Annotated in this window: 11 protein-coding genes; 1 reads left to right on the top strand and 10 read right to left on the bottom strand. The window is 64.8% G+C overall.

From position 1 onward, the window contains the following. Positions 1-20: 20 nt before the first annotated feature. A complete protein-coding gene (locus DA085_RS05630; RefSeq protein ID WP_109471973.1) occupies positions 21-1,283 on the bottom strand; it encodes a metal-dependent hydrolase family protein in 1,263 nt (420 codons plus the stop codon). A 49-nt stretch (positions 1,284-1,332) separates the two neighbouring features. After that, complete coding sequence (locus DA085_RS05625) at positions 1,333-2,109, bottom strand: DUF429 domain-containing protein (RefSeq protein ID WP_109471972.1); 777 nt, start codon at positions 2,107-2,109, stop codon at positions 1,333-1,335. A 265-nt stretch (positions 2,110-2,374) separates the two neighbouring features. On the opposite strand from DA085_RS05625, the gene DA085_RS05620 reads away from it, so the two are divergent. After that, on the top strand, positions 2,375-2,878 hold the full coding sequence (locus DA085_RS05620; protein WP_109471971.1) for a dsRBD fold-containing protein: 504 nt from the start codon (positions 2,375-2,377) through the stop codon (positions 2,876-2,878). Positions 2,879-4,752: 1,874 nt separating this feature from the next. Here the strand turns inward: DA085_RS05620 and DA085_RS05610 are convergent. The 8 genes from DA085_RS05610 to DA085_RS05580 all read right to left on the bottom strand — a co-directional run bounded on the left by DA085_RS05610 (position 4,753) and on the right by DA085_RS05580 (position 25,037). After that, entirely contained in the window at positions 4,753-7,413 is a 2,661-nt protein-coding gene (locus DA085_RS05610) for a hypothetical protein (protein WP_154402111.1), read from the bottom strand. Then, positions 7,406-8,911: a hypothetical protein gene (locus tag DA085_RS05605; protein ID WP_109471968.1), complete on the bottom strand. Its 1,506-nt coding sequence runs from the start codon at positions 8,909-8,911 to the stop codon at positions 7,406-7,408. Before DA085_RS05605 ends, DA085_RS05610 begins: the two co-directional genes overlap by 8 nt. A gap of 289 nt (positions 8,912-9,200) precedes the next feature. Beyond that, positions 9,201-10,391, bottom strand: coding sequence for an McrC family protein (locus tag DA085_RS05600; RefSeq protein ID WP_202619117.1), 1,191 nt, complete (start codon positions 10,389-10,391; stop codon positions 9,201-9,203). After that, positions 10,391-12,589 (bottom strand): AAA family ATPase, encoded by a 2,199-nt coding sequence (locus DA085_RS05595; protein WP_161958425.1) that lies wholly within the window; start codon positions 12,587-12,589, stop codon positions 10,391-10,393. The genes DA085_RS05600 and DA085_RS05595 overlap by 1 nt, the downstream gene beginning before the upstream one ends. Next, positions 12,586-13,011 carry a restriction system modified-DNA reader domain-containing protein gene (locus tag DA085_RS21130; RefSeq protein ID WP_161958424.1) on the bottom strand — a complete coding sequence of 142 codons (426 nt, stop codon included), beginning with the start codon at positions 13,009-13,011 and terminating at the stop codon, positions 12,586-12,588. Before DA085_RS21130 ends, DA085_RS05595 begins: the two co-directional genes overlap by 4 nt. A 45-nt stretch (positions 13,012-13,056) precedes the next feature. Beyond that, positions 13,057-16,953, bottom strand: coding sequence for an Eco57I restriction-modification methylase domain-containing protein (locus tag DA085_RS05590; protein WP_109471965.1), 3,897 nt, complete (start codon positions 16,951-16,953; stop codon positions 13,057-13,059). 1 nt (position 16,954) lies between these two features. After that, on the bottom strand, positions 16,955-19,789 hold the full coding sequence (locus tag DA085_RS05585; protein ID WP_109471964.1) for a helicase-related protein: 2,835 nt from the start codon (positions 19,787-19,789) through the stop codon (positions 16,955-16,957). 22 nt (positions 19,790-19,811) lie between these two features. Next, a complete protein-coding gene (locus DA085_RS05580; protein ID WP_109471963.1) occupies positions 19,812-25,037 on the bottom strand; it encodes a DEAD/DEAH box helicase in 5,226 nt (1,741 codons plus the stop codon). Between the last annotated feature and the right edge of the window lie 322 nt (positions 25,038-25,359).

Raw genomic sequence — 25,359 nt, 5'->3', positions numbered from 1 at the left:
CACGGCCTTTCGGAGCAGGGTCAGAGCACTCGGGCACCGTCCTGGAAGACCGCGGTCACGGCCTGGTCGATGTCGGTGAGGTCTGCGGTGGAGGTGAGCTCCCGGTCGAGCAGGACGAGGTCGGCCACGTGCTCCTGCGCCACGCGTCCGAGCTTGAGGTCCGGCGCCACCAGCTGTGCCGACGCCGAGGTGGCCGCGGTGAGGACCCCCTCGAGCGACATCCCGCACTCGGCGAGCAGGGCGAACTCGGCCAGGTTCTCGCCGTGGGTGCCGACCCCGGTGTCGGTGCCGAACACGACCCGCACGCCGGCTGACACCGCCCGGGAGATGGCCGCCTTGTGGATCTCGACCACCGCGACGGCCTTGGCCAGCACCCTCTCGTTCATGGTGCGGCCGGACTCGCTCGTCCTCAGCACGGACAGCGGCGCCACCAGGGTCGGGACCAGGGCGACGTCGTGGTCCAGCATGAGCTGGATGGTCTCGTCGTCGAGATAGATGCCGTGCTCGATCGAGCGGACCCCGCCGAGGATGGCGTTGCGGATCCCGGCGGCGCCCTGGGCGTGGGCCAGGACGTAGGACTCCTGCGCCTCGGCCTCCGCCACGACGGCCCGGATCTCGTCCAGGGTCATCTGGGAGTGCCGCGGGTCGTCGGTCGGGCTGAGCACACCGCCGGTCGTGCAGATCTTGATCTGGTCGGCCCCGGCCCGGAACATCATCCGGGTCGCCTTGCGCACCTCGTCCGGCCCGTCGGCGACGCCGGAGGGGATGCCCGGGTGCGGCCCGAACAGCGGCATCTCGAGGCCCGAGGGCAGCATGTGATCGCCGTGCCCGCCGGTCTGCCCGATGATGTTGACCGAGATCCGCAGCCGCGGGCCGGCCACGAGCCCGGTCGCCTGCGCGGTCTTCAGCCCGAGGTCGGCGCCGCCGGCGTCGCGGGCGGTGGTGATGCCCGCGCGCAGGGTGCGCTCCATGTAGCCGACCGACTCGTAGAAGGGCAGCGAGAACGGCTTGAGGATGGTGTCCAGACCACCGATGTTCTGCACCATCAGGTGGACGTGAGCGTCAATGAACCCGGGTGTCAGCGTGTGCCCGGTCGCGTCGACGACCTCGACGCCGTCGGCGACGGTTCCCGAGCCGGTGTGGAGCCGGCTGGCCGCGCCCGCCCCGACCGCGGTGATCACGCCACCCTCGATCACGACATCCGGTGTGCCCTCCAGGAAGGCCTCTCCGTCGAAGACGCGCGCACCCTGGATGACGATCGCACCTGCACCCGACTGACTCATGGTCGCCCGCCTCTCGCGCTGTGATCGGCGACTGTAGCAGCGGGATCCGTCACGCGCCCGAGATGCTTCGCGGGGTTGGTCCCGACATTGCCGGCCTGCCGCTCGGAGCAGACCTCAGCAGGCCTGACGGGCTGACGGAAGTGATGTGGATCCACCCCTCGCGCCGGGCCTGGTCCAACTCCTCGGCGGCAGGCAGGTCAGTGAGTCCGAGCTCGCGGGCCCGGGCCGCCAGCGAGCAAACGACGGCGTCCCTGGCGTCGTCCGTGGCCAGACGGCCAGCCATGGCCTCGGGCACCTCGAGGAAGGGAAACGCGGCCCGCAGGAGATCCAGGCTCAGCTTCACCTTGCCCAGCCCCCACGACACCTGAAGCGCCTTGGGGTAGGTCTCGCAGACACGACCCGTCGTGCCGGAACGGTCGATGACGACACCCTGAGCGCGAAGATCGTGCTCGATGGCTGACCACATCACAGCGGTCCTGCCCAGCCGGTCAAACGAGGCGGGCAGGGGGAGGGCGATGTGTCGCAAGCGCTCGTCGGTGAGCCGTCGGGCCAGGGTCGAGATGCGCCAGGCGTCCCGATCTCCTGGGGGCTGCTGAGCGCCCTGCTGGTGCTCTGCCAGGAACTGCACAAAGGTGTCGGGCCACCCGAAGGGGACATCGACCGCGAACGGCCCGGTCTCGCTGGCGATGAGATCAACGATCTCCCCTGGTCTCAAAGGAGTTCTGACGGCGACGATCTCAGCCCGGTCGGGGTGCCAGCGGATGGCCACCGCCGCGCACTTGTGGGGGTCGGTCGAGAGATCGAGTCCCCAGGTCACCTCATCCATGGGCACACCCTAGGAAAACGGCGGCGTCGCCGCCCTCGACGTCGCTCTTGATGGTGGGCCCCGGGGTCGTGTCCCCTCGGTGTCGGCCCGATGATCGCTGCCGTATGCCGTGGGGCTGGCTGATCGTGCCGCGCTCGGCGGGGACGCGAGCTCAGCTGTCCGAGCCCCTTCCGGTCGACACCAAGGCGGAGGACACTGGGACTACGGGAAACAACGCCTGCGCCGAGCCCGCGCAGGAAGACGTGAGAGTCGTCAGGAGGCCGTGATGAGGGCGAGTCAGGGTGACCACATCGTGTTGGCCGGCAAACGTGTCGGGGATCCCACCCAGGACGGTCGGGTCGTCGAGGTGCGCGGCGAGGACGGAGGTCCGCCGTATGTTGTCGAGTGGTCGGACGGCCACACGGGTTTGATCTATCCCGGACCGGGGACCGTGCTGAAGCTGTCCCCATCGGGCGAGGGAGACAAGGCACAGGAGGCCGTGGCAGGATCCACTGCCAGCCCGCACGCGCGCGAATGGACCGTCCGGGTGTCGATCTTCGAGACCGAGGACGACACCGACGCCCGGGCGGTGCTGGTGGCGGACTCACCGGAGCATCTGGTGGCGTCAGGGTGGAGCCACCGGGCTCCGCAGGACCGGGCGGTTCCAGAGATCGGGGACGAGGTTGCCGTCGCCCGCGCCCTCCGGCACCTGGCAGACCTGCTGATGTCGACTGCCGAGAGCGACATCTCGGCGGTGACTGGGAAGGACGCGCAGGTGCGCCGCACGTAGGGATGCCCACTGTGGGAGCCACCCACGCCGGCGTGGGTGCGCCTGCGGCTCAGTTCTTGGCGGCCTTTCCCCACTGCGCGGCGGTGTAGGCAGAGTTCTTCCGCGCGACTCCACATCCTCACCGCGTGCGACGGTCCCGCGCAGCGAGGACAGCGAGGCGGAGTAGGCCGCCATCGCCGAGCAGACCGCCGCTGGCGCATAGCGTGGCGACGAGTTGGCGCGCACACCAAGATGGGTGCCGACCTCGATGACGTCTAGGTTGGCGCCGAGGTAGCGGAAGACCTAACTGTAGCTCTGCTCCTGGTGCTCGATCAGCGTGTTGATGCAGGCGTGGGTCCACTCCCACGAGCTGTTCTCATCGTGCTGGCGCAGCACTAACCGGAGAGCCAGGGCAGGTGCTGGACCCGGCCTCTGCGAGCTCACCCCCGGCCCTTGCGGACTGCGCATCGCTGCCACTGTGCCCTGTCCCGCTGGAGGCGACGACGAGCGTCGGAGACTCCAGCGGAGGCTGGCTGCTGTGGGACGCGAGCACGGGAGCGACCGTGGACCCCGGCGAGGCCACCGTCGCCTACCGTCCGGCGCATCATCCACTGGAGCGGCTACGTCGTGCTCGCCGTCACCACTGCCCTGGTCGCTCTCGTTGGCGTCTTGCCCTCGCGGGCCAAGACGACCTGCCCGACGGGCTGAGCGGGGTGAGCGATTCGTGCGCGTGTCGGCAGCCGCGGACGCTGAGGCGGTCCGCGCCCTACCCGACCGCTGCCTGGGACCGCTACAGGCGGGGGTGTTCACCTTCAGCCGGGACTGGATGCGCGAGATGTTCGCCGACCTGCAGGGCCTGCGCGCCGAGGGCTTCCACGTCGGCTTGACCTTCAAACTGCCGGCGCAGTGTGTGCTCCAGCGGGTCTGGCTGGGTGGCTCGCGGTGCTGTCCCAGTTGGAGGTGGGGCCGCCGATGCGCGAGATCGTGCAGAGGGCGATGCCCGACGCCCTCCGCTGAAGAGCGGTTGCACAACGTGTGCCCTCAAGGGTGAAGGGGACCTGCTGCCCCTGTGAGCCGCGGGGCTATGGTTTCCGTCGCTGGGGCTGATTCGTCCCTGGACGGCGGCCGTGTCGCAACAGCGGCCTCACTAGGTGCGCGCTATGCTTGAAGCGGAGCCTAAACACCCGTTCCACAGAAGTAGACAAGGTAACCACCAACGAAGGCCAACCCGCCCCGTCCGCGCGTATAGCGACCCGCGCAGGGCTCCAACGGAACTGGTAGGCCTCTTTGGAGGACTCGTGTCTACGGTTGATCTTGTGGTGACTGTGGTGTTCACGCTCATCCTAGGGGCGTTGCTGGCATGCTTTATGTGCCTAGCCAGCCGGAAGAGCCGCACCAAAGCCCTTAAACAGTTCGTGCGGTTTGCAGTGGCCTCGCTGTGCGTAGTTTGTGTATTCCTTCTTGCCGTCTCCGGGCATGCCACGGCCGAAGGAGTCGGGAGCGGTGTGCTCGGCAGCACCAACAGGCCCAACGAACTCGTCGAGCTCGTGTCGAACGCTTTGGTGGCGAGAATGTAAGCCATTGGCCATCCAGCGCAGGTCCCAACTCGACGCCAGCTGCCCCTCCCCCGCCAGCAGATGTCTTGCCATGGCTGGAAACAGGAGGCGACCCGCTCGAGCCGCTCCCGACGACACCGCAAGGTCACCACTGCTGAGGGCTTCCTCGTCGAGACGGGGGAGCGCACCACGCGTGGTGGTGGTCGCCTTGCCATGCTGCATGCCGCGCGCGGCCAAGCACCGGCACCCGCCGGTCCTGCGCCGCGGTTAGTGCGCGGCCGTCGTCGTGCCGCCCCCTTCATCCGGCGCACTGCCTGCTTGAACTCAACCGTCGAGCGATCAGGGCGCCTTGAGCGCGACTGCCGTCGGAGCGGTGATAGGCACTGCTTGAATGTCGAACCGGTCGAGGATTTCGCGTACCTCGGGGCCGGGGGTGGCGAAGGGAGGTTTGCTGATTCGTGCTTGCTGTGCGCGTTGGGGGTCGGTCAGTGGGGCATAGGGGTTGATGATCAGGCGTCCAGTGTCATAAGCGCGATAGGTCGTTTCACCTTGCCCGCCTTCGATCACAGCCAGAGTAGATGCAGCGCGGACTACAACGGTCCAACTCCCGTTGCTGGAGTTGACCGCAAGCACTAGGTCGGCAAGGCCCTTGGCATACGTCAGCACTTGTGCTGCTGTTGTTTTTGCGTTGGTGAAGTCGCCGTCGAGGACCAGGTGCTTGGAGGCAGTCCATGTGGCCCGGTCCACGCCTGGGAGGTTGCTCTCGATGACACGAGTCAGGGTGCCCTCCGGGCCCACCTGCAGTAGCTCGGTCAGTTCGGACTTCACCTCTTCCGCGGAGCGGGCTACTAACGTCGCCTCGTCAAGGAGGTGCAGGATGTCCTCAATCGCCGGAAGCTGAGCGGCTTCCACAAGTGGCCCTAGGTGTCGCAGAGTGGTCTTGAATTGCTCTGCATGCGTGCCCCGTTCATCTGGCGGGACCGCAGTTCTGAGGCGATAGAGCCCGACACATGCTGCGGCGGCGATCCGGTCTCGCACCTGCACTGGCCATTCCTCGCCGGCCAGCCCCTCCAGCGCGGTCCTGAGTGGTTCGAACCACCCGGACGCACCCCGGTCGGTAGACCAGAAGGGGAGTAGTGAAGCGGTGATAGTCAGCTGGACCATCGAGATGCGCTCAAACGGTCCGAGATGCGGAACGAGCCCGACGATCTTGCCGATCCATCCTCGGTAGCGAGCCTGCTGCCCGGGCGACATCTCCGCCTGAGAGCCCACTGAATCCTGGTCTCCTGAGACATCTGTGGTCTCTTCGGCAGTTTCCTCGCCCTCGAAATCGTCTGCGCCATCGTCATCGAAGGTGTCGTCCCAGGCCAAGGTGCCGACGGGCAGGGTCGCTCCGACCGTTGTTTTGACTGTGGTTCCAGCAGCCAGTTCAAACATGGGTAGCCCGAGCTTGGCTACCGACTCCTGGGCGTAGGCGGCCCACTGCTCAGGGTCGTCCAGGTGTGCCCAGTACGTGCTGTCGCTCGCGGCATCCTGTGCGTGTGCCTTCGTTCCGGAGCTCCCGGACTCTACGCCCGCACCGTGCACGAGGGACTGGAGTGCGTTAATCCAGTTCGCAGCGAGACTCTCGGATGCAAACAGCTGGTTTAGCGATGCGTCCTGGTTGGGCTTGCCGCGGCCCAGTGGGAGGAGACGGGAGGTGACGGAGTGGCGGTCGGCGAGGGTTTGGAAACTGTCCCCTGCGCGAAACCGCGTGCCGGGAAGAAAGTCACCGGGGAACCTCGCTTGTGTGGCACCGGCCGGGACGGTCCCCAGCAGTTCGAAGTGCTCAGGCGATCCTGCGTAGTGGCTGACCTCAATCGGAACGTCTGAGGTGCCACCGGTCAGCAGGGTGATCTCGAGCCCTCCTTCGACCGCTAGGGCCTCCAGCAGCAAGGGTCCCGTGACTTGTGGGGCGGAGTCCTCGAGGGAAGTGATTGCGTGTGCCAAGGCCGGAATTTCGGCAACGCGAACTCTGGGAGTGGGTAGGAGTGAGATCCCGGCGTCCATGAGGACGGCGATCTCCACATTGCCGCCCGTCGCGCTGCACGTCAAAGCTGAAGTTGACATGTTGGGGCTGCCCACGAGGGACCAGGAGGTTTCTTGACCCTGCAGAGCCGTCAGGATTTTTCCATGCCGGTACGGTCCGCTGACAGCGTCACGCTCCAACTGCTCGAACCTGACGTTGACTCCCAGTTCCTTGGCCGTCCGGATTATAGGTTCCGGATCTATCACGGTCTTTCCTGGTTGTGTCAGCACAGTCACGTCTTCAGGCTGGAATCTGCGGACCAGTTCCGCCAGCGCCGCACCATGGGGGTCGAAGAAGGGTGCACTTACCTCCAGGGCGGAGACCGGTCCCTGGGGGAGCTGGTCCACGATCGGACCAGTGAGGGAGTCCACCAACCTGTGGCCGGTGTCAATCACCTGAGTGTTCCTCACCAACTTCTTCAACTCAGTGACGGTCCGCTTCACTCCCTCAGCGGCGAGCCCGCCCATCGGAATCTGTTCGGCCAGCCTGACAAGAGCCTCGATAAGGTCGGCTACGACCCTGGGCACACCCTCATTCAAGTTGGCCCGTGCCACGGTGAGGACCTCGTCATTGCCGTGCCACCCACCGACTGACAGATTTCCCGACCCCACCCCAACTAGGGCCCGCTCCGGCCCAACGAGCACCGTAACCTTGGGGTGGAATGCACGCTTTGCTGCTGCCAGGCCAAGTGTGTAAGCCCGGCCTGCTGACCGGACTTCGCGGGGGTCCGGCGTGAACATGCGCGCATCGCCGATGACCGTGACGGCCGCCCCGGTGGACCGTACTGGTCCAAGGAGTTGTCGCTCGAAGAAGCCAAGGTCCATCCCGAAGGTCAGGAAGAGGGCCTCCCTCATGGCGCGTGAGCCTGTCGCGGCCTCTTGATGAATGGGTCCGAGCAGGCTGGGAACCCTGTGGAACACCACCTCAGGCAAGGCGTTCTCCGTTCTTCCCAACCGCGAACTTGCCATCGTTGTTCACGGTAAACATGCCTGCCTGTCGCGCGATTGACAAGTACTGAGGTATGCGCGTGGCAGGCTCCGGCGCTGTCTCACCGAAAAGTCTGACCGCAACTCCGTCACGGACATGAAGGCGTGCAGGGTAGGAGAAGACCTGAGTCTTCGCGTGGAACCGAGACTTTCCAAGTGCAACCCGCTGAGAGCGGTTTATCATCTGTCGGGCCAGTAGGACACCAAAGTCTCGCAAGGACATGTCCGCATTGAGCTCCAGGAGTTCCTGAAACCACCCAGGGCTCAACTCGTCCCACTGACCCGCTTCGTGCTCCCGAGCAGCTCGGAAGCCTTGGAGTTCCTGCTCAGACAGGTTCGGCAGCCGTGCGGCGCCGAGCATCAATGTTCCTAGCCATCGCTCGACATCGGTGCGGTCCTCCAGTTCGCGCTCAGCCTCGCGCGGTCCACCGTCCTTCCGGAGGTGGTGTGGCAACTTGCCACGAAAGGAACCGACCGTGTCGGAATCAGGCAGGAGATCTGCGAAGGCCGCCATGAGGTCAGCGACATAACTCGCTCCCTCAACAAGGTTGCTGATCTTGTGCCAGATCAGCCGCAGCGCCCAGACAGACTCCTTGCGAAACAGCGCTCCCCGCCACCGCTCGGGTGCGACCTGCCCCAAGAGTGCAGGGTGTTGCGCTAGTTCGGGGTCAAACATGATCAGACGCGACAGCGCAGAGGCATCCGTCACGTCGCCGACCTGGGTCGCGACCGCCGTCAGGTGACCGAACTCCCAAAGCAGCCGTCCTGCTGACACGTTCTTCGGGTCAGTAGACGCCGTCTTATCCCCGGAGAGAAGCTCGGCAAGCCATGCGCCGTCCATCTGGTTCGACGTCGTGCACAGACACGCCGCCGATAACGCGGCGGCCTGCTCCCTTGAGACCGCGTCCTGGGATCTGGCGGTCTCAAGGAGGGGAACTAGGACCGACCTGGCAGCAGCTGGGTCGAAGCGTTCCCCGGGCTTGAACCCTCCGGATCTCTGCAGAATGTCTAGGAACATCTCCGAGCCACGATACGGATTCAAGAAGGCCCATTTGGCCTCTGCGTAGTGCTCGGCAGCCTTACTGAGGTCAACTCCTTCTGCTGTCACAGCGTGAGTCCGGATCTTGTCGATACCGTGTGGCGCCGGCGACCACGGATGCTCCGAGCCCAACTCCTGTTCGTGAACATGGGTTACGTACGCAAGTAGCGCTTCACTTCTACGGAGTATGTTTACCGCGGCGGGCTCATCTAAAGCCTCCTCAGCGACCACATAGGCGGTGAGGCCATGCAGTGCGTAGTAGCGCGTGGCGCTCGTCACAGTGGTGACGCCAGGCAAATGGAAGCTCACAAAGCGGTTCAGATGTTGTTCAACGCGGATCGGGAACTGGCCACGGTTCGGCCTGAAACTGTCAGTGTCCACCCAGCCAGGGTCCGTCACAGTCATCGTCGACACCTCCTGCAGTACCTACACAGCCACGCACCTAGGGACTCTAACTCTGCAGGCGAGGGCCAGCGACCCGGCGGCAGGTCACCACAGGGCACCGTGAAACCTCATCGATGTCCAACGGGCTGCGCACCAGCCCGACGAGTCGTGTGGGTGGTCACCGGCGGGGTGGGGCCCCGGCGGGCGGGGCGACGACGGTCTGTGGCTGTCGTGTTGTGTCTGCCTGCTGGCGGAAAAGCGTCAGGCCGCCGATTGCCGCCGTCGGCACAGAACTTCGTGGGCTGGCGCTTTATGCGGCCGGAGCAGGGTCCGTTGCGCTGATGGTGCGAGCAAGCATCTCAACTTGTGCCATCAGTGAGTGAGGCAGCAGGTGCAAATCGATAGCATGCTGCACGATCTCGATACCTGCGTTGCGCACGAGGTGACCTGCTGCAGGCTCGTTGCCTTTGGCGTACACCAAGTGGCCTTGTGGAAGTTTGAGTGCCGTGCAGTAGGCCAGCATTTGGTACAGATCGGCGTAAGGATAGCCTGAGGGCTTCTCAGCCTTATACTTGGCGTCCACCACAGCACCGACGCTTCCATCCTTGCGGTACCAGACCAAGTCAGGCCGCATCTTTATCTCTTCCGCCTCGTCGAAGTACCAGCGGTCTTGAGTTTTACAATGCCCTTCGTACGCGGTGAGGGCGCTTCCCAACGTGACGGTGAGGAAGTCCTCGAACACTTTCGCCATGTCGAGCAGGAATCCGTTGACCATGACCTCGCCAGACTTCTGTTCGACCGACCCGCCACGCAACACCAGCTCAGCCAGTCTCAGCGCGAGGTGGTAGCGCGTGTTCAGTCGCGAGGCGTGCCAAAGGGGTTTGCTTCTTCCGCGGCGAGCAGGTGTCACATCAGCCATGGATCGAACCAGGCGGAGCAGGAGCTTTCGTGTCCTGGAGCCAATGCCGGGCAACTTGAGAAGCACTTCGGCAGCGCCCCGCAATAGTTGGTTCTCGGGGATGTCCACGCCGTACTCGTCGAATCGCACTTCGAGGGGTATGACAAGGCCGTACCGACGTGACAACTGCTCCGCACTGCGCACCCGCCCCCGGAGTACCGGCAGGGCGTCCTCTTCGACTCTGTACCCCTGGAGTAGACCCTGCTGCGTGGCCTTGTCCGCTTGCCGGGCGAACGCGGTGGCAATGGCACTCAGCAAATCCGCATCTTCGACGAGGCCGAGGTCGTCGTCACGCCAGACCTTGTGGTCGCTGGCGAAGCCGAGTAGGAAGAACAATCGTCGGGTGTCGAGTTTCGGCTTCACCCACAACTCGATACCGGCGACTTGCGCTACCCCCACCTTGCCAGCCGGCCCAATCGTCCACCAGCCGTGAGGCAGGGCGGGCGTTGCGGTCACGACTCCGCTGTTGCGTAGCGCACTGCCAACACGTTCGCCGATCTCGACATCGACAGGATCGCCGTTCTCTGTCAGGTCGATCCGCATCACTCGTCTGCGTTCACTGTCGCGGGCACGTCAGCATCGGCAGGATCGGTCGCACCATCTGAAACTTCTGCTGCGGCGCCCTCCACCTTCTTGAGGATGCGGCTCAGTGAGTAGTCCTTGGACACGTCACGGCCTTCGCCGAAGTGATGCTCCTCCAGAAGCGGCAGGATCGACGTCTCCCAGACGACGGACATCCCGTCGCCCTCGTGCACCGACTTCCTCATGAAGTAGGAGGGACCGATCTTGAAGTCCTCGTCCTCAATGAGGCCATTAAGGTGGTCCATGACCTTGGCCGCTGTCTGAGGTAGGCCCTTCTTGACCAGCCACTTGCTTAGCATGCTCCTCGTCGGTTCGGTGCTCGGATGCAGCGCCTTGAACGCGAAGCGACGCCGCATGGCTGTGTCGACAAGGGCGATGGACCGGTCCGCAGTGTTCATCGTCCCAATGATGAAGACGTTCTGGGGCATCGTGAATCCCTGGTCGTCGCCGCTGCTGTAGAGCAGGTCGATCGCGCTGTCCCGGTACTCCAGGAGGAAGTACAGCTCACCGAAGACCTTCGCGAGATTGGCACGGTTGATCTCATCGATGATGAGGATATAAGGCGTGGCCGGGTTCTCGCGCGCGGCATCGACCAGTCGGCGGAAAGGGCCAGGGGTGAGTTTGAACCCGATTGCGCCGCTGCCGTCGACTCCTGCTACCGGTCGAAAGCCCTCGAAGAAATCTTCATAGCTGTATGCAGGGTGGAACTGGACGAGTTTGCTTGCCTCCGGCGCCGTCAGATGCTTGGCGATGGCCTGCGCGAGGTACGTCTTGCCCGTGCCTGGCGGCCCGTAGAAGATCAGCTGACGCCGGTCCTCCAGGAGATGAACGCAGGATTGGAGCCACCGGGTGTCGACGAGCAAGTCGTCCGCCAGATCCGTGCTGATGGGAGGTAGAGACAGTTCTTCCACGCTGGCGGGCAGTGGCCGATCAGACGAAGAAGGCATGGTGTTGTGGTCGAGTAGCGAGCGCAGCGCCGCGAGGTCACTGGTGAGGTCGACAATCGTGTGCTGGCTTGACAGCTTGGCCGACACGGTCTTGGGGATCCCTGAGTAGTCGATCGGCTTCTGAATGTTGTGCCACTCCACGGTCCGTCGGACGTTGGAGCGGTCGTCAGAGCTCTTGAGCGCCACGGGGTCCCCAGTGATGGTGCCGATGAAGAGATCTGGTCCCGAATTGGTGGCCACGAGGTCCCCCACCCGCAGGCGGTTGACGAAGGCGTCGATCTCAGCGACCTTCTCCGTCCGGGTGGTGTACGACTTCTGGGAATAGTCCTCTTCCACAATGGCGGAGATCTCGCTCCGCGTGATGGGCAACGGAAGCGAGCGGATCTGGCTGGCCGGTATCGAGCAGGTGCCCTTCGCGAGCCACGTCGGCACCAGATTCTTGCCATTGACGCTGCTTCCGCGAACCATCCAGGCCCGCGGCTCGCGTTCCTCTCCTGACAGCTCGGCGAGCATGTCGCGAAAGTCGTGAGATGTGAGCCGCTGCGCCTGCCTCGCTCGACCGCGAACGTCAAACTCGACGCCCTCTGCCTCTAGGACGTCGCGCGGGTCGTCCGTGCGCTCCGGATCGCGCCACTCGAAAGACGCAGATACTTGCCCGTCGGCGTGCAGGACCCGATGGCCATTGGGGTGGTCCGTGTCCTTGGCGAAGGTACCGACGTTCTGGTTTGCAAGGGTGGTTAACTCGGCCAGGTCGGAGTATGCCGTCCACTGCCCTTCCTCCACGAGGTCCAGGGCCCTGTTGAGGGTCGCCACCTTCTCGTTCTCTGCTGCGTCCGAACTCACGTCCCGTCGGCTGCGCTGCACCTGTCGGTATTTCTTGGTGAGAAGTGAGTAGAGGTTGTCGTCGTCCGAGAGGGCCGCAAGTGCTTCCCTCCCTGAGGACGTGAGTTCCCAGCCCTCGGCCGACTTTCTCAGCCAGCCGATGGCGCGTGCCCAGCTCGAAGTAAATCTCAACAAGTTGTTGGCGCGTGACTCGCCACTCGCTGTGGTGCTCGTTTCATGTGGGGTGAGCGGCTCGAGCTCCGCGACCCGCTTTAGAGCGTCGCTAGCCGGCACGGGCTTGCTGGCTTCGAGGAGCACATCGAAGAGGCGGCGAACGAGGAGTGGTCGACGTATTGCCTGCTCGGGGTTGGCTGGGCCCAACTCGGTCATGAGCTCAGTCCATCGCGAAGCACCGACAGTGTCTTCCCGGATGGCACGTGCACCCAGAACTTCCATCCGTTGATTGAATAGCCCACAAGCTGTCCCAACGCGCTTGAGGGCGAAGCTGGCGCGCGCCCGTCCGTGGCAATTCGACCGTCGGCGGTTATCCGACCAACGTGGACAGCGTCTCGTCGCCGCTCCGTGTACCGCACCTCGTCGTCAGCGCGGACGAGGCCGACGCGAAGGAGATCCTTTAGCTCGCCGGCCACGACCGTCCGAGTTCTCCCCGCCGGTGACGGCGTTTGCGAACGTTGGCTCCTTTCCAGCAGCGCCCCTCGAAGGAGCCGATTCACGACCGCTTCGTGACTTTCATCAAGGTGCATGTTCTGCTCGAGAAGCTCGGCCAAATCGTCTTCGATTTTCACATACATGCTGACTCCCTGGCTCCTACTCGTGGTTGTGATCTTGGTGTCCTGTCAGCCCGAATGCCGTGGCCCCTCGCCGGGAGGGGGATTGAGTGGGCTTTCGTAGCCCGATTCGTCTCTGGCAGCCTTGGCCATGGCGTCGAAGATCTCGAGGATGAGGCGCTTGGTCCGGAACTCGCCGTGATCGCGCTCGTCGTACTTGCGGACCACAGTGAAGGATTCCATGACGTGTTCGACCTCGTCGCGGGCCAGGCCATAGAGGCGGAATATCGCGGCGTCGAGTTCCGCACGCAGAATCTCGCGCCGTTGAGGGATCCATCGGAACGGGGGTCCTGCCTTCACTTTGGGGTAGAAATCCACAATCTGATCTGCATAGCCCGACAGGCCAGAGTGGGTGTAGGTCAGTTCGAACCCTCGTAACACGACGAATTCTTCATCGTTACCAGCGGGAGGCAGTGGAATTTCGTTCATAGTCGTCACATTGAAATGCTGGCCAGGCACTCGCTGCCTAACGATGAAATCGTACGCAAAGGAGTTGATAACGCAGACGGCGAAGGTGCTCGCGCCCGCGCCTCCTGCTGTAACGCCATTCAAAGGCTGGATGGGGACGGTCGTCGGCGCAATCGCACATATGGCCGTTCGCTCATCGGTTGCGCGGGCGTAATCCCGCACGACGACGGTCCATCTCGGGTCCGATTGCTTGCGACGAAGGAAACTTGCCGCCGACGATGTTTCGACCCAATATCGCGTAGAATCCGCCGCGGCGGAACTCCTATCGGGGGCCTCTACGAGGCGAGGTTTTCCAGATTCACGCATTTCTCGCGAGACACCCTTGTAGGTGGCGAAATGGGGGTCAAATTGATGCATCAACTTGCCCTCGAGGAGAGGTACTCGGCCACTACCGCCATTCATTAGGTAATTTCCTGATTGAGCCTCGCTTGTGAAACCCACCCACGCCCGTGGGGTTAAGGAGTCTGCTGTTCTAGAATTAACCATTCTTGTCAGCACATTAACGTCTCGCTGAGTTTGACATAATGGAATCTGCAATGATTTCGGGCTAATTGCCTCCAGGTCTGTGTGTGAGTAGCGCAATTGGTTTAGTTTCAACGCCATCAGTTGAGACTCAGTGCGAATGTATGTTGCAACCCGCAAGGTCTCCCCATTGCGGGTTGCTGCCCTACCGTCACCCCGCAAGGCAATGATTGAGAACTTCGTAGACCTGTGGATGCTTGGGAAAATTCCATTTGAGTTCTCGAAGTCGAAAACACATGATATTGCCCTAGTGCCCACCAAGTGCCTCCAGAAGGCTCTCATTGGTACGTCCGCTACGACGCCGGTGGGAACGATTAAAGAGGCCATCCCCTGCTCGTTGGTTAGCATCAGAAAGAGCTCCGCGAAGGGCCCCTGCGTTGTAAGCCTTCCTTGCGTGCCGTACTCATACATGCCAGAGCCCGCAAGAAGGCGAGCGGTTGCCTCCGTGCGTCGCTTAGCGATAAGGAAATCGGCATGCACCACAGGATTCTGCATTTCAAGATCTTGAATCCGCCGCTTACGTTCTGCAGTTGTCCCGGGTGCCAGCACCTCCGGGGCGCGGGAACTGAAGAACTCCCCGTCGTCTAGAGCGATTCGCTCCCAGGGCGGGTTGCCGACCAGTGCGGTGAAGCCACCTCTCCACCCGCTCGGTCGGCCCGCCGTGGCGGGGGAGACTTCGAAGACTTCAGGAAACTCTAGCCACCAGTGGAAGAAGCGGTACTCCGCGGACCGGTCACGGACGGCCCTGGTGGTTGCATCAGCCACCAGGGTTCCGTCCTCCATCGCTCGCAGTGTGCTGGTAGTGACGAGGGCTTCGGCAGCCGTCTTAGGCTGGACGAATGCTGCGCACCAGGCATCGGCTCTGAGCTTCTCGAGTGCAAGGTCGGGGGAGTCGAGGTAGGCGGCGTAGCGGCGCTTGGCTTCGTGCACGTCGGCGAGGCTCTTCGGTGCCGAGAGTCGGACGTCGGCGAGTTCGGCGCGGAGGTCTGCATTGCTCGGAACGGCTTCGGCGATGTCGAGAAGGGACTCCTGTCCGGCCTCTCGTTCCAACTTGTTCTGCTTCTTCAGGGCGGTGGCGACGCGCTTGTCATCACCGGTGAGCGCGACGAAAGCGTCGTCGGGGATTCCCTCGGCGACGAGGGCTGGCGTCGTGCCGAGAAGGGCGTTCCCGACCTTGATGTGAGCGTCCAAGAAGGACAGCGGGCGGCCCGGAGTCATCGCCGCCAGCCAAAGACTCACCTTGGCGAGTTCGGCGGCGAGCGGGTTGAGGTCGACACCGTAGATGCAGGTGCCCACGACCTCATGGAGGGCGTCGCGAACGTCGGTCGGCGTGAGGTCGGCGTCCCCCGTGCGCACGGTCGCAAGGCGTTCGGCGATGCGACGTGCAGCAGCGACGAGGAAGTGTCCAGAGCCACACGCAGGGTCGCAGACCGTCATCGCGAGGAGGGCGGTCTCTGGGTCGGGGGCGCGCTCGGCCTCGTCGAGGAGCGGGTCGAGGGCCTCGTCGAGGACGAGGTCTATGAGCGAGGAGGGGGTGTAATAGGAGCCGGTCGTCTTGCGGTCGTTGCCGGCGAGGGCCTCGAGGGCGAGGGTCTGCTCGATCGTGTTGTAGCGCGGGACGAGCTCGAGCAGCGACTCGTAGATCGAGCCAAGCTCCTCGGCGCCGAGGTTGCGGTAGTCGACCGACTGTTTGGGCTGGCCCTTGGGCTGGACGACGGACAGGCTTTGGACGGCCGTGAGGAGGGCGTCGTTGGGTAGTCCGGCGTCCATGAGGAGCGCGTCGGCCTCGTGCTGGTCGTAGAGTCCCCCAATTCCCGGCAGGCCAAGGGCCGGCTGCCCGTGTTCGTCACCGAGCGCCGTGATGACGAGCGTGAGGGCCGCCCAGAGGTCGGTGTGCTTGGTGCCTCGGCGGCGCAGGGCGAGCCGGCGCAATCTCGCAGTCGAAAAGTAGTCGGCATACCGCTGCCTCGCCGCCGGGTCGGCGCTCAGGTCGAGGAGCGCACCACGGTCCTCAGCGACGAAGAGGAAGAGCAGCCGGTAGACGAGGCGGAGGAGGGCATGGTGGAGGTCCTCAAGCCGGGCCTCCTTGTCGTCGAGTCGGCGGCGGAGCTCTGCGTTCGCTGGGTGCTGGAGAAAGCCGGTGCCCAGTGCTTCGATTGCCGCCCTCACGCCGTCGCGGAGGAGGCTTAGGGCCCGTGTTCCCGAGGCGATCGAAGTGGTACGCCAAGCCTCGAGCCAGCAGTCAGAAGCGGCGCCCTCTGCGCTTCGCACCTCGACACGAGACTGATGCAGAAGCAAGTAGAGCAGGACGAAGTCCGAGAAGACCTCGCCATCGAACATCGCTTCGAGGTCGAACTCGACGTACGACTGCCCTGACAGCGAGGTGGAGTCTCGGAGGAGGCGAAGGACCCGCCCATTGGACACGACGGCAAACAGGTAGTCGTCTGTGCGATTGAGGGCTTCCTGGACCATCGCGTGCGGGGCGCGTTCGGCAGCCCCGGCAACGCCCTTTGTGCGCTTGTCCAACTCGACGCCCCAGCCGAGGAGGTGGAGCGGCGTCGAGCCCCAGAGGTGCGAGACGGGGAAGGCCCGGTCGCCGATCTGTAAGCCTCCTACGGGTGTCGTGGGAACGCGGCCATAGTCGAGCTCACGCAGCAGCTGGAGCAGCCACTTTTCGCGGGTCAGGCCGACCGCGGGGTCGCCCTCCTGGAGTTTCTCGAGCCCTGACCTGAATGTGGCCCAGACACCGGTGAGGTAGGACCAAGCTCTGTTCGCAGCCTCGCGTGGCGACTCGCTGGAGAGGTGGTAATCCGAGGGCGACAGGCCGGTGAGCTGCTTGTCACCCGACACGATGCGGCTCAGAAGGTCGGGAGGGATGAGGCCGCCGACAGCGCGAATGGTCGTGAAGTCGCTCACGTCAGGAGACCCCTTGTGTGACAGGCAGGTAGACGTAGACACCGAGGATGTCGACGGGCTTCTGTGCGCGAACGGCGAGTCCGCGCTTTGCTGCACCGGCACCGGAGCGAACCCGGCGGTGGCTCTCGAGGAGCCTCTCCGCTAGTGCATCGGCCCGCGTGGAGAGTTGGTCGTTCAGGGCGTTGAGTCTGTCGATCACACGGGCTGCCAGGTCTCGAGCCTGGTCGCTAGGGACGTTGGCGTCCGGGATCGCGTCGAGCAGTTGTGCGACTTCGTCCGTGCTTAGCCAGTCGGGGTTCTCCGGGGTTCCGCGGAAGGCGATCACGTGTGCGTCCTCTGCGATGAGTTGGCGGGCGCCATCTCGGCCTGGCAGGTCCAGGTGGAAGCGGTAGCGGGCCAGCAGAAGGGTCGTTCTGCTCTCGACCGCCCGGGTACGCATGACGCCGGCCCGTCGTGCAGGTCGTGCAGTCGGGTCCATGGCAGGGTCCAGAGCAGCATCGAGGACATGCCGTGCGATCGCTTCCACGCTCGCGTCGGTGCGGTTTAGGATCGCGTGCTTGCGAGGTGCTGGCAACTGGCGGTGGAAGGGGAGTGGCTCGGCGTGGCCGGGCGGAAGGGCATCGCGGACGCCAACGGCCAGCGTGGCCGTGACAACGCGGAAACCTTCGTCCGTCGGAGTGACAGACGCGCCGAGACTGCGGAGCGCCTCCTCAGCGAAGCTGGCGATCTCGCTCTGGTCGCCCAACGCGCGCCGCACCGCGGACACCTCTGCCGCCACTTCCTGAGGGTGGATTCCTGCTTGGGCATACTTCGTTCGCGACTGCTTTTCCTTCTCGGCCGCGGACTCCCACTCTCTGCGCAGCTCGTCGGTGCGCTCAGCGAGCCCGAGGTCCAGCTGGAGCTGATCGGCATCGCGGCCGCGCAGGAGCAGACCCTCGAGCAGCGCCTCAATGACACCGTCTGAGCCATCGGGCACAGGCACGGATACACCGGTCGCCTTGCTGATGGCCTGGTGACGGCGAATGAGTACATCGAGCACGATGCCGTCGATGCTGTTGTCCTTACCGTAGATCGTGATGGCGCGGACGGTGTTGGCGCGTTGGCCGAAGCGGTCGACGCGTCCCTCCCGCTGCTCGTGGCGGGTGGGGTTCCAAGCCAGGTCGTAGTGGACGACAGCCTGGAATGCGTCCTGAAGGTTCACTCCTTCGGAGAGGCAGTCGGTGGCGACGAGAACGTGGCGCGAGTCGGTGGCCGTCAGGTCTTGGATGCGTTGCTGCCTCTCTGCTGGGGGCAGCGTCCCAGTCACGGCTGCGACGTCGACGTTCTTTCCGAGAGCAGAATCGAGGTGTGCGGCCACGTAGTCAGCCGTGTCGATAAACCGGCAGAACACGATCGGGTCGTACCCATCAGCCAGGAGCGCCTTGACCTCGGTGGTGAGCAGTGCGAGCTTCCGGTCGAGCTTCGCACCCTCGAGGGCCTCGGCCTGCCGCGCCATCGCCAGTAGCCGGCGCCGTTGGCCGTCGTCCGGACTGCCTTCGTCGGTCGCAGCGCTGTCCGCCCCTGGGGTCACGTCCGCGGCCGCCTCGTCGTCGGCGGTGTCGAGGACACTCGCGCGGCCGAGTGCGTCAGCCTCCACCACGTCGACGGCCTCGGCGGCTGCGGCGCGCGTGCGCAGCGTCGAGGCCGCCGCGCGGGGCGAAGATGCAAGCGTGCGAAGTAGTGCGAGAGCGGACCACCACCGCACACGCTGGCGCAGGGAACCATCCTCCTCGTCGCGGACCTGCTCGCGGGCATAGTCGAGGACCCGGTCGAACAGCGCGCGGTACTCTGGGCTGAGGCCATAGGGGGCTTCGCGGGTCTGCCGATCAGTTGGAAAGGCGGTGTCCTCGTCGAGGAAGTGGCGAATGTCGGCTCGGCGACGTTGGACGAAGTGCCGCGCGAGATGCTCGCGGCTCCGGACATCGTCGAGCTTGATGGTCCCAAGGGCAGGGTCGAGAAGGGCGAGCAGGTTGCGAAAGCCCTCCTCCTTGCCAGAGTGCGGCGTCGCCGTGACCAGGATCAAGTGGCGGGTCTGGTCCTTGGCCACAGCGCGTAGGAGTTCGTGTCGCTGGTGCCTACCTCGACTTCCGCCAGTTCCGTCGTCGGAGACAGCAGTGTGCGCCTCGTCGACGATCACCAGCTCGGGGCAGTGATTGAGGAACTCGTGGCGGCGGCTGGGTGGCTTGATGAAATCGGTGGAGACGACGACGAAGGGGTGACGGTCAAAGAGCGACTCGTTCATCATCAGCCCACGCTCGAGGCGTTTCACCGTTGACGTGAGGACCAACTCGGCGTCGATGCCGAACTTCTCGCGCAACTCGCGCTGCCATTGCTCGGCCAGGGCGGGGGAGCAGAGCACAGCCAAGCGCGTGGCGTCGCCCTGGGCCAACAGCTCGGCCGCGATCAGCCCTGCCTCCACCGTCTTGCCGATGCCGACGTCGTCGGAGATGAGGAGGCGAACGGTGTCCTGACGTAGGGCGAGCATGAGTGGCACGAACTGATACGCGCGTGGCTCGACGGCGATGTTGGCGACGGACCTGAACGGGCCGGCGGACGACCGGAAGCCAACGCGCAACGCCGTGCGGAGAAGGGCGGCGCTGGAGGAATCGCCCAAGTCGTCAGCGCTGGGCAGCGGGAAGGTTGCCTCACGCAGGTCCTCCTCCCAGCGGAAGACGCCGGCGACGTCGTCGGAACCACCCCCGAGTGGGCGGACCACAAGGAAGTCGTCAGTGCTGTCGGGAAGCACCACCCACTCTCGGCCGCGTGCGTGCACGAGCGAGCCCACGGCATACGTCATGCTCTGAACCGGTCCTTTCGAGTCATGCGCTGGAAGTCCCCCCACGGCGGGTGCCGAAGACGGAGGGGTAGCGGCTCACGACAGCATCCCAGTCCGCGTCGTGGCGTACCCGGACGACCATCCATCCCGCGTCGCCGAGCCTGTCCTCGGCAGCCGCATCCCGCTCGCCCTGGTGGTCCGTGTCGTGAATGGGACCGTCGACGAAGACAGCAACCGGCCCGGTGGCAAGGTCGAAGACCAGGTCAGGCCGCGCTTTGGCCTCACCGGCGATGACCTGTGCGCGATCCGGCAGCCGTAGTCCGTGCTTGTCCAGCCACAGGACAAAGTCGCGCTCGAGCCCCGAGTCTGCGAGGGCTTGCAGGATCTTCCGCTGCTCGCCTCGCGAGCGTCCACCCGCGCCAGCCCTGGTCGTCGATCTGCTGAGTTCGAGCAGGAGATTGCGGATGGCGTGACGGTCGATCAGTCCGTGCGCGTACTGGTTGCCGTAGGCGAGCAGGCACTCGTAGCAGGCTCGCTCGCACCGTTCGCGGGCGCCCGGAGCGTGGCCAAGGTCGGCCCCGGTGTGGGGGTCAAAGTGGGCAACTTCGAGCGCGGTGCGCGCGATCCGTGCCAGTGCGTCGGGTTCGGTGACGAGGCGGCGTAGTGCTCCGGCTCCGCCCTCGGCACTCTCCGTAAGGAGCATCCGACCTCGGCTGTCGAGGTCGGGCAGCGACTCGCTGCTGAGTTCGGAGTCCTCGAGTTGGAAGCACGCCTCTGCGCCGCGCTCCAGCGCGTAGCGCAAGGTCGTCGCGGTAGTCTCGTCGACCCGGTGGCTCAGCCGGACGATGAGGATGTTCCGGCGATCCTCCACGTAGGGGATGACCTTGGCCTTTCGCCTCACGTCCTCTGCGGCGTGCATGCCCTCGGTGTCGACCGGGGAGTCTGTTGCAGCCTTCTCGGAGAGCCAGCGACCCTCGTTGAGGTCGAGCCAGAAGCCCCGGTCTGCGACGTCCTTGCGGCGCCGTCGACCGACGTTGGCGATGCGCATCATTGCCGAGTCGCCGTAGGTGAGGGAGGCCAGGTTGGCGCCCCCAGCAGACGCTTGCGCGTCGACACGGCCCGGACGGTCACCGTGGTCGTGGAAGCGGTAGGAGATTTCGAGCTCATAGCCGGACCTGCGGCGTTCCTCTTCGTCACTGCTGATCCGCTCCCGGCGCCGCGTGAAGACGGTCTGCAGGCGAAGGAGTCCGTAGGTCTTCAGGCCGAGGCGCTCGCCACAGGAGTCGCACACGTCTGTCCCCACGCCGACCGGGTGGTGATACCCGCAAGCTTCGCAGCGTCGTGCTTCCTCGGTTTCGGCGCCCGCCTCGGCGTTCCGGGGGAGCTGGACACGCACGACCTCGTACCTGGCCCCCTCGTGGTAAATCAGGGCTCCAGGGCCGAACTCGTTGATGGCGAGGAAGCGCGGCCGCTGGAGGTAGTCGCCATCACGCTTGCCGCCCGCGCTGCGGCGCTCGGGAATGTAGGCTGCCAGAGGCAGACGAGGGAAGGAGTATCCGGGGAGAAATCCTTCGGAAGCGAAATAGCGATAAGAATAGAAGTCGGTCTGGCCGTTCTGGCTGTCCTCGTTGCGGAGCAGGACCAACTGGTTTCGGGCATCTGCGGCGCGGCGTTGGGCGATCTGGCGGATGGCGTGGGGGGCCTTGGGGTCGATGGCGAGCTTGTTCTGGTCGTGGTACTCCTCCAGAGCAGTGCGATAGAGGGTGCGCCACCGATCGAGCGCCTCGTCGAAGCTCCGCGGCGCGCGGCGGACCTGGTCGGCGACCCAGCCGTCGTACCACCAGGAAACGCCTTCCGCCCCGCGCTCCCACGACTTCCGTAACTCGTTGATGACGGCTTCGGCGCGCTGTATCCCGCGCCGCCGAACATCGGCTTCGGTGAGGGCGCGCCATACATCGGGAAGCACATTGAAGGACGGCTTCTCTCCACCTGCCTCGACCAGGTCGGTGATCCGCGACTTCAATGACTGTCCGGTCTCCGCAAGCCATACCGCGTGCACGTGGGAGCGCACGAGATCCTCGTTTGCCAGATCCAGGCGAGGCGCGGCCACAGTGCCGGCCACCATGTCCCGTGAGTGGCGGAAGTAGTACGTGTCGTGAGCGTTGCCAGTGGCGCAGTAGGTGACGACAAGTGCCGGCTGCCCGGACCGGCCAGCTCTGCCCGAACGCTGGGCGTAGTTGGCCGGTGTGGGGGGGACGTTGCGCAGGCCAACGGCGTTGAGGCTGGCGATGTCCACACCGAGCTCCATGGTGGGGGAACAGAACAAGAGCGGCAGGTCGCCCGAGCGGAATTGTTCCTCGCGCTCCTCGCGATCCTCAGCGGGGACCTGGGCAGTGTGCTCTTTCGCCTGCAGCCCGCGGAGGGTCTCGGCCACCTCTTTGTAGAAGGAGGTGAAGAACGGGTTGACCCGGACGATCGCCTCGGAGTCCAAGGACTTGCGCAGCGGGTCCTCAGCACCCTTGGTGCCGCCTCCAGCGACCCAGCGGATCGCTGATGCCTTGAGCCGGTAGCCGGGGACGCCGTCGAAGTCGGACACGACGGTCATCAACCCGACTTGCTCCAGCACGCGGAACAGATCGCCGATCACGAACTGGGCATCCTCGGTCGTGAGGGCGGGGCCCAGACCAGCGCCTTCGCGTTTGAGGTACCGGCCGTATGCCGAGCGGCCGGAGACGAAGAGGTCGCCCCGCGGCCGTCCCGGTCGGCCGGGTCGCGGGTAGGCGGTGCCTGTCTCGGCGACGCGTTCTCCCTCGGGGAGCGACCACGGCCCGGTCAGGTGCTGCCGCGACTCGCGTTGGATCCGCTCAAAGCCGATCTCCGTGAGGCAGTCGACGTCGAGCGCGAGGACTCGCCGCAATTCGTCCAGCAGGATGCCGGCCAGTTCTCCGCGAAGGGCGGGGTCCGCCTCCCTCAACACGGGCAGGCAGTGCGCCCAGGAAGCCTCGTCTCGGGCGATCTCGGGCAGGTCGACATACTCGACATGCAGCAGGCCCGTCTGCTCGAGGTTGGGCATGGTGATGCGGAAGCCCCGCTGAAGGTCGGCGTATAGGCGGTACTCCACGACGTTCCGCACGGCGCGGAAGGCCTGATCCCGTGCCGAGAACTTCGCCAAGGGGTTGGCTGCGACGTCCTGCATCGTCAGATGCAGTGCATCGGTGACCTTCTGGGCCAGAACTTCGTGAGTGAGACCCTCAGAAGCGTCCCCCATAGCCCGGTAAAGGCCGCCTCGGAGTTGTGAGACCTGGACGAAGTCGTTGAAGTGCCCTGCCTGGAGGGACGCGTCCTGCCGGTTGTCGACGAAAGTGAGAAGCTTGCGCGCCTCGGCGCCCAGTTCATCCTGGCCGAGCGCCTTCAGGGACCGGACGATGCTTGCGCTGACGACTGTGACGGCTGAGGAGCGGCCCTCTCGGTCGAGTGTGGCGAGTTTGGCGTAGTCGTTGCCGCGGACCTGCTCGTAAGAGACGCGGCAGCGCATGCAGAAGGCGAATGGGGTTGAGACGAACCAGCACTGAAGACCGTGTCCGTCGCGGGCCAGCGTGCCGTCGGGGGCCAGCCAGATCTCCTCGGGCAGGTACTTGACCTTGTTGGGTAGGACCAAGGCCTCGCCGCTCTCGCTTGGGACGAGCCAGTGGTCAGGCAGTCGGCTCTCGGCGATGGGGTTCGCAGGCCAGGGCAGGTCCTCCGAAACGTATATATAGCCCGTCACGCTGTCGCCGCCGGATGCGTCCGCGTCCTGACGCGGGACAAAGGTGGTGCGGCCCTCGCGGTTGATCTTGGATACGACGATGTAGTCCTGACCGCACTCTCGGCAGAAGCCCAACGGTAGTAGGGCGTTCTCGGGCTGGCCCGGAACGCGTTGCTGGTAGGTGCTGGTGATGTACCGGGCAGACTCGGTCTCCAGGGAGACGTAGACGGTGTCGCCTTTGGAGAGGAACTGGTGGAGACGGAAGGCGAACAGTGGCCGTCCAGTGAAGGGGTTCTTGGTCTGGGAACCGAGCATCAGTGTCTGGCGGATCGCCTCCGAGGCGTCCTCCGGGGTGGTGCCTGACAGCTCGGCCAGTTGTTCCGCTGCGGCCGACACTGTGGTGGGCCTCCTCCGCACCGGGCGCCCGGTACCCTCCTCGGTGGCGAGGCCGAAGGTCCCTTCGATCCACTGCGCCAACGGGTCGCGGGCGAGGTGCTCGTAGTCGGTCACACCGGTGCGGGCAAGCGCTTCGGCGACTGACGCGCCCAGGTGCGCGTCCGGCATACCGGTCTGAGTTGTTGCGCGCTTGAGGGTCTCCCCGATGACGCACTCGGGAGTGACCTCGGAACCGAAGAGGCGCGATGCGACATCCGCCACGGCGATCTTCTGCTCCGCGGAGGTACCGCCCGAGGCCATAGTGGCTGAGGTGCCGATGACCTGGAGATCGGGGGAGACGCACACATCGCGCAGGCGCCGAATGAGCAGGGCGACGTCAGCGCCCTGTCGGCCCCGGTAAGTGTGCAGTTCGTCCATGACCAGGAAGCGCAGGTCCTGCGCGGCGCGGATCAAGTGCTTACGCTCGTCCGGTCGGGTCAGGACGAGTTCGAGCATCACGTAGTTGGTCAGCAGGATGTCAGGCGGGTCAGCGAGGATCTGTCGGCGTGTGTCCTCGTTCTCCTGACCGGTGTATCGGGCAAACCGGACGGGCTCACCACCCGCCGGATAGCCGAACTCGAGGAACTTCTTCAGCTCGAACAGTTGAGAGTTGGCCAGGGCGTTCATCGGGTACACGATGATGGCCTTGACGCCCGGGGTACGCTGGCCACCGTTCGCTGCTCGTTCTCGCAGCACCCTGTCGACGATCGGGACGATGTAGGCAAGCGACTTGCCGGAGCCAGTGCCGGTGGTCAGCACGTACGACTTGCCCTTCTGAGCGACCTCGACTGCCTCACGCTGGTGGCGGTGCAGCGTCAGGGTGCTGCTGCCCGGATCGTCCTTGTTGCCCTTGACTCTGAAGACGCGCTCACACTCGGGGTCGAGAAGCCCATCGGCGACAAGCTGGGAGATGCTGCCGCCGCTTTCAAAACTGGGGTTTAGGCTGAGCCACGGGTCCGGCCACTGGTGGCCTTCGCTGAGTTGCTGGTCGACGTGCGCTCGAATACGGCGGTCGCGGACTTCAACGGATCCAGACGTGAAGGCGCGGTAGTCGTCGATCAGTTGTGCGTGAATCTTGAAGACATCCACGTCCTCGAGTCGCCTCCTTTCACGTCCTGGCTTGCCCTAGCCCGAGCCGACCTTTGCCTGAACCATAGTGCTTCGCAGTTGTAGGTGTAGTCGGGGTGGGTGTCTACCCGAGCGATGGTCGAGGCGACCAGCGAGCACGGCCTTGAGTATTCTCTTGGGCTCTAGTCAGTCCCAGGAATGGTTCGCATCCAACCCATCCCTTCGGGCGTGTGGACACGTCAGCGGGACCCGTCGAGTCCCCCATCGAAGTGCAACATAGTCCGACAAGTCACGACTGCAGGCTCACCAGAACGCGCGCGCGGGTGAAGGTGACTTCTACAGG

Origin of the sequence: Ornithinimicrobium cavernae (genome assembly GCF_003121625.1) — a bacterium.
Lineage (GTDB): Bacteria > Actinomycetota > Actinomycetes > Actinomycetales > Dermatophilaceae > Ornithinicoccus > Ornithinicoccus cavernae.
This window is presented reverse-complemented; position numbering and strand designations above follow the sequence as displayed.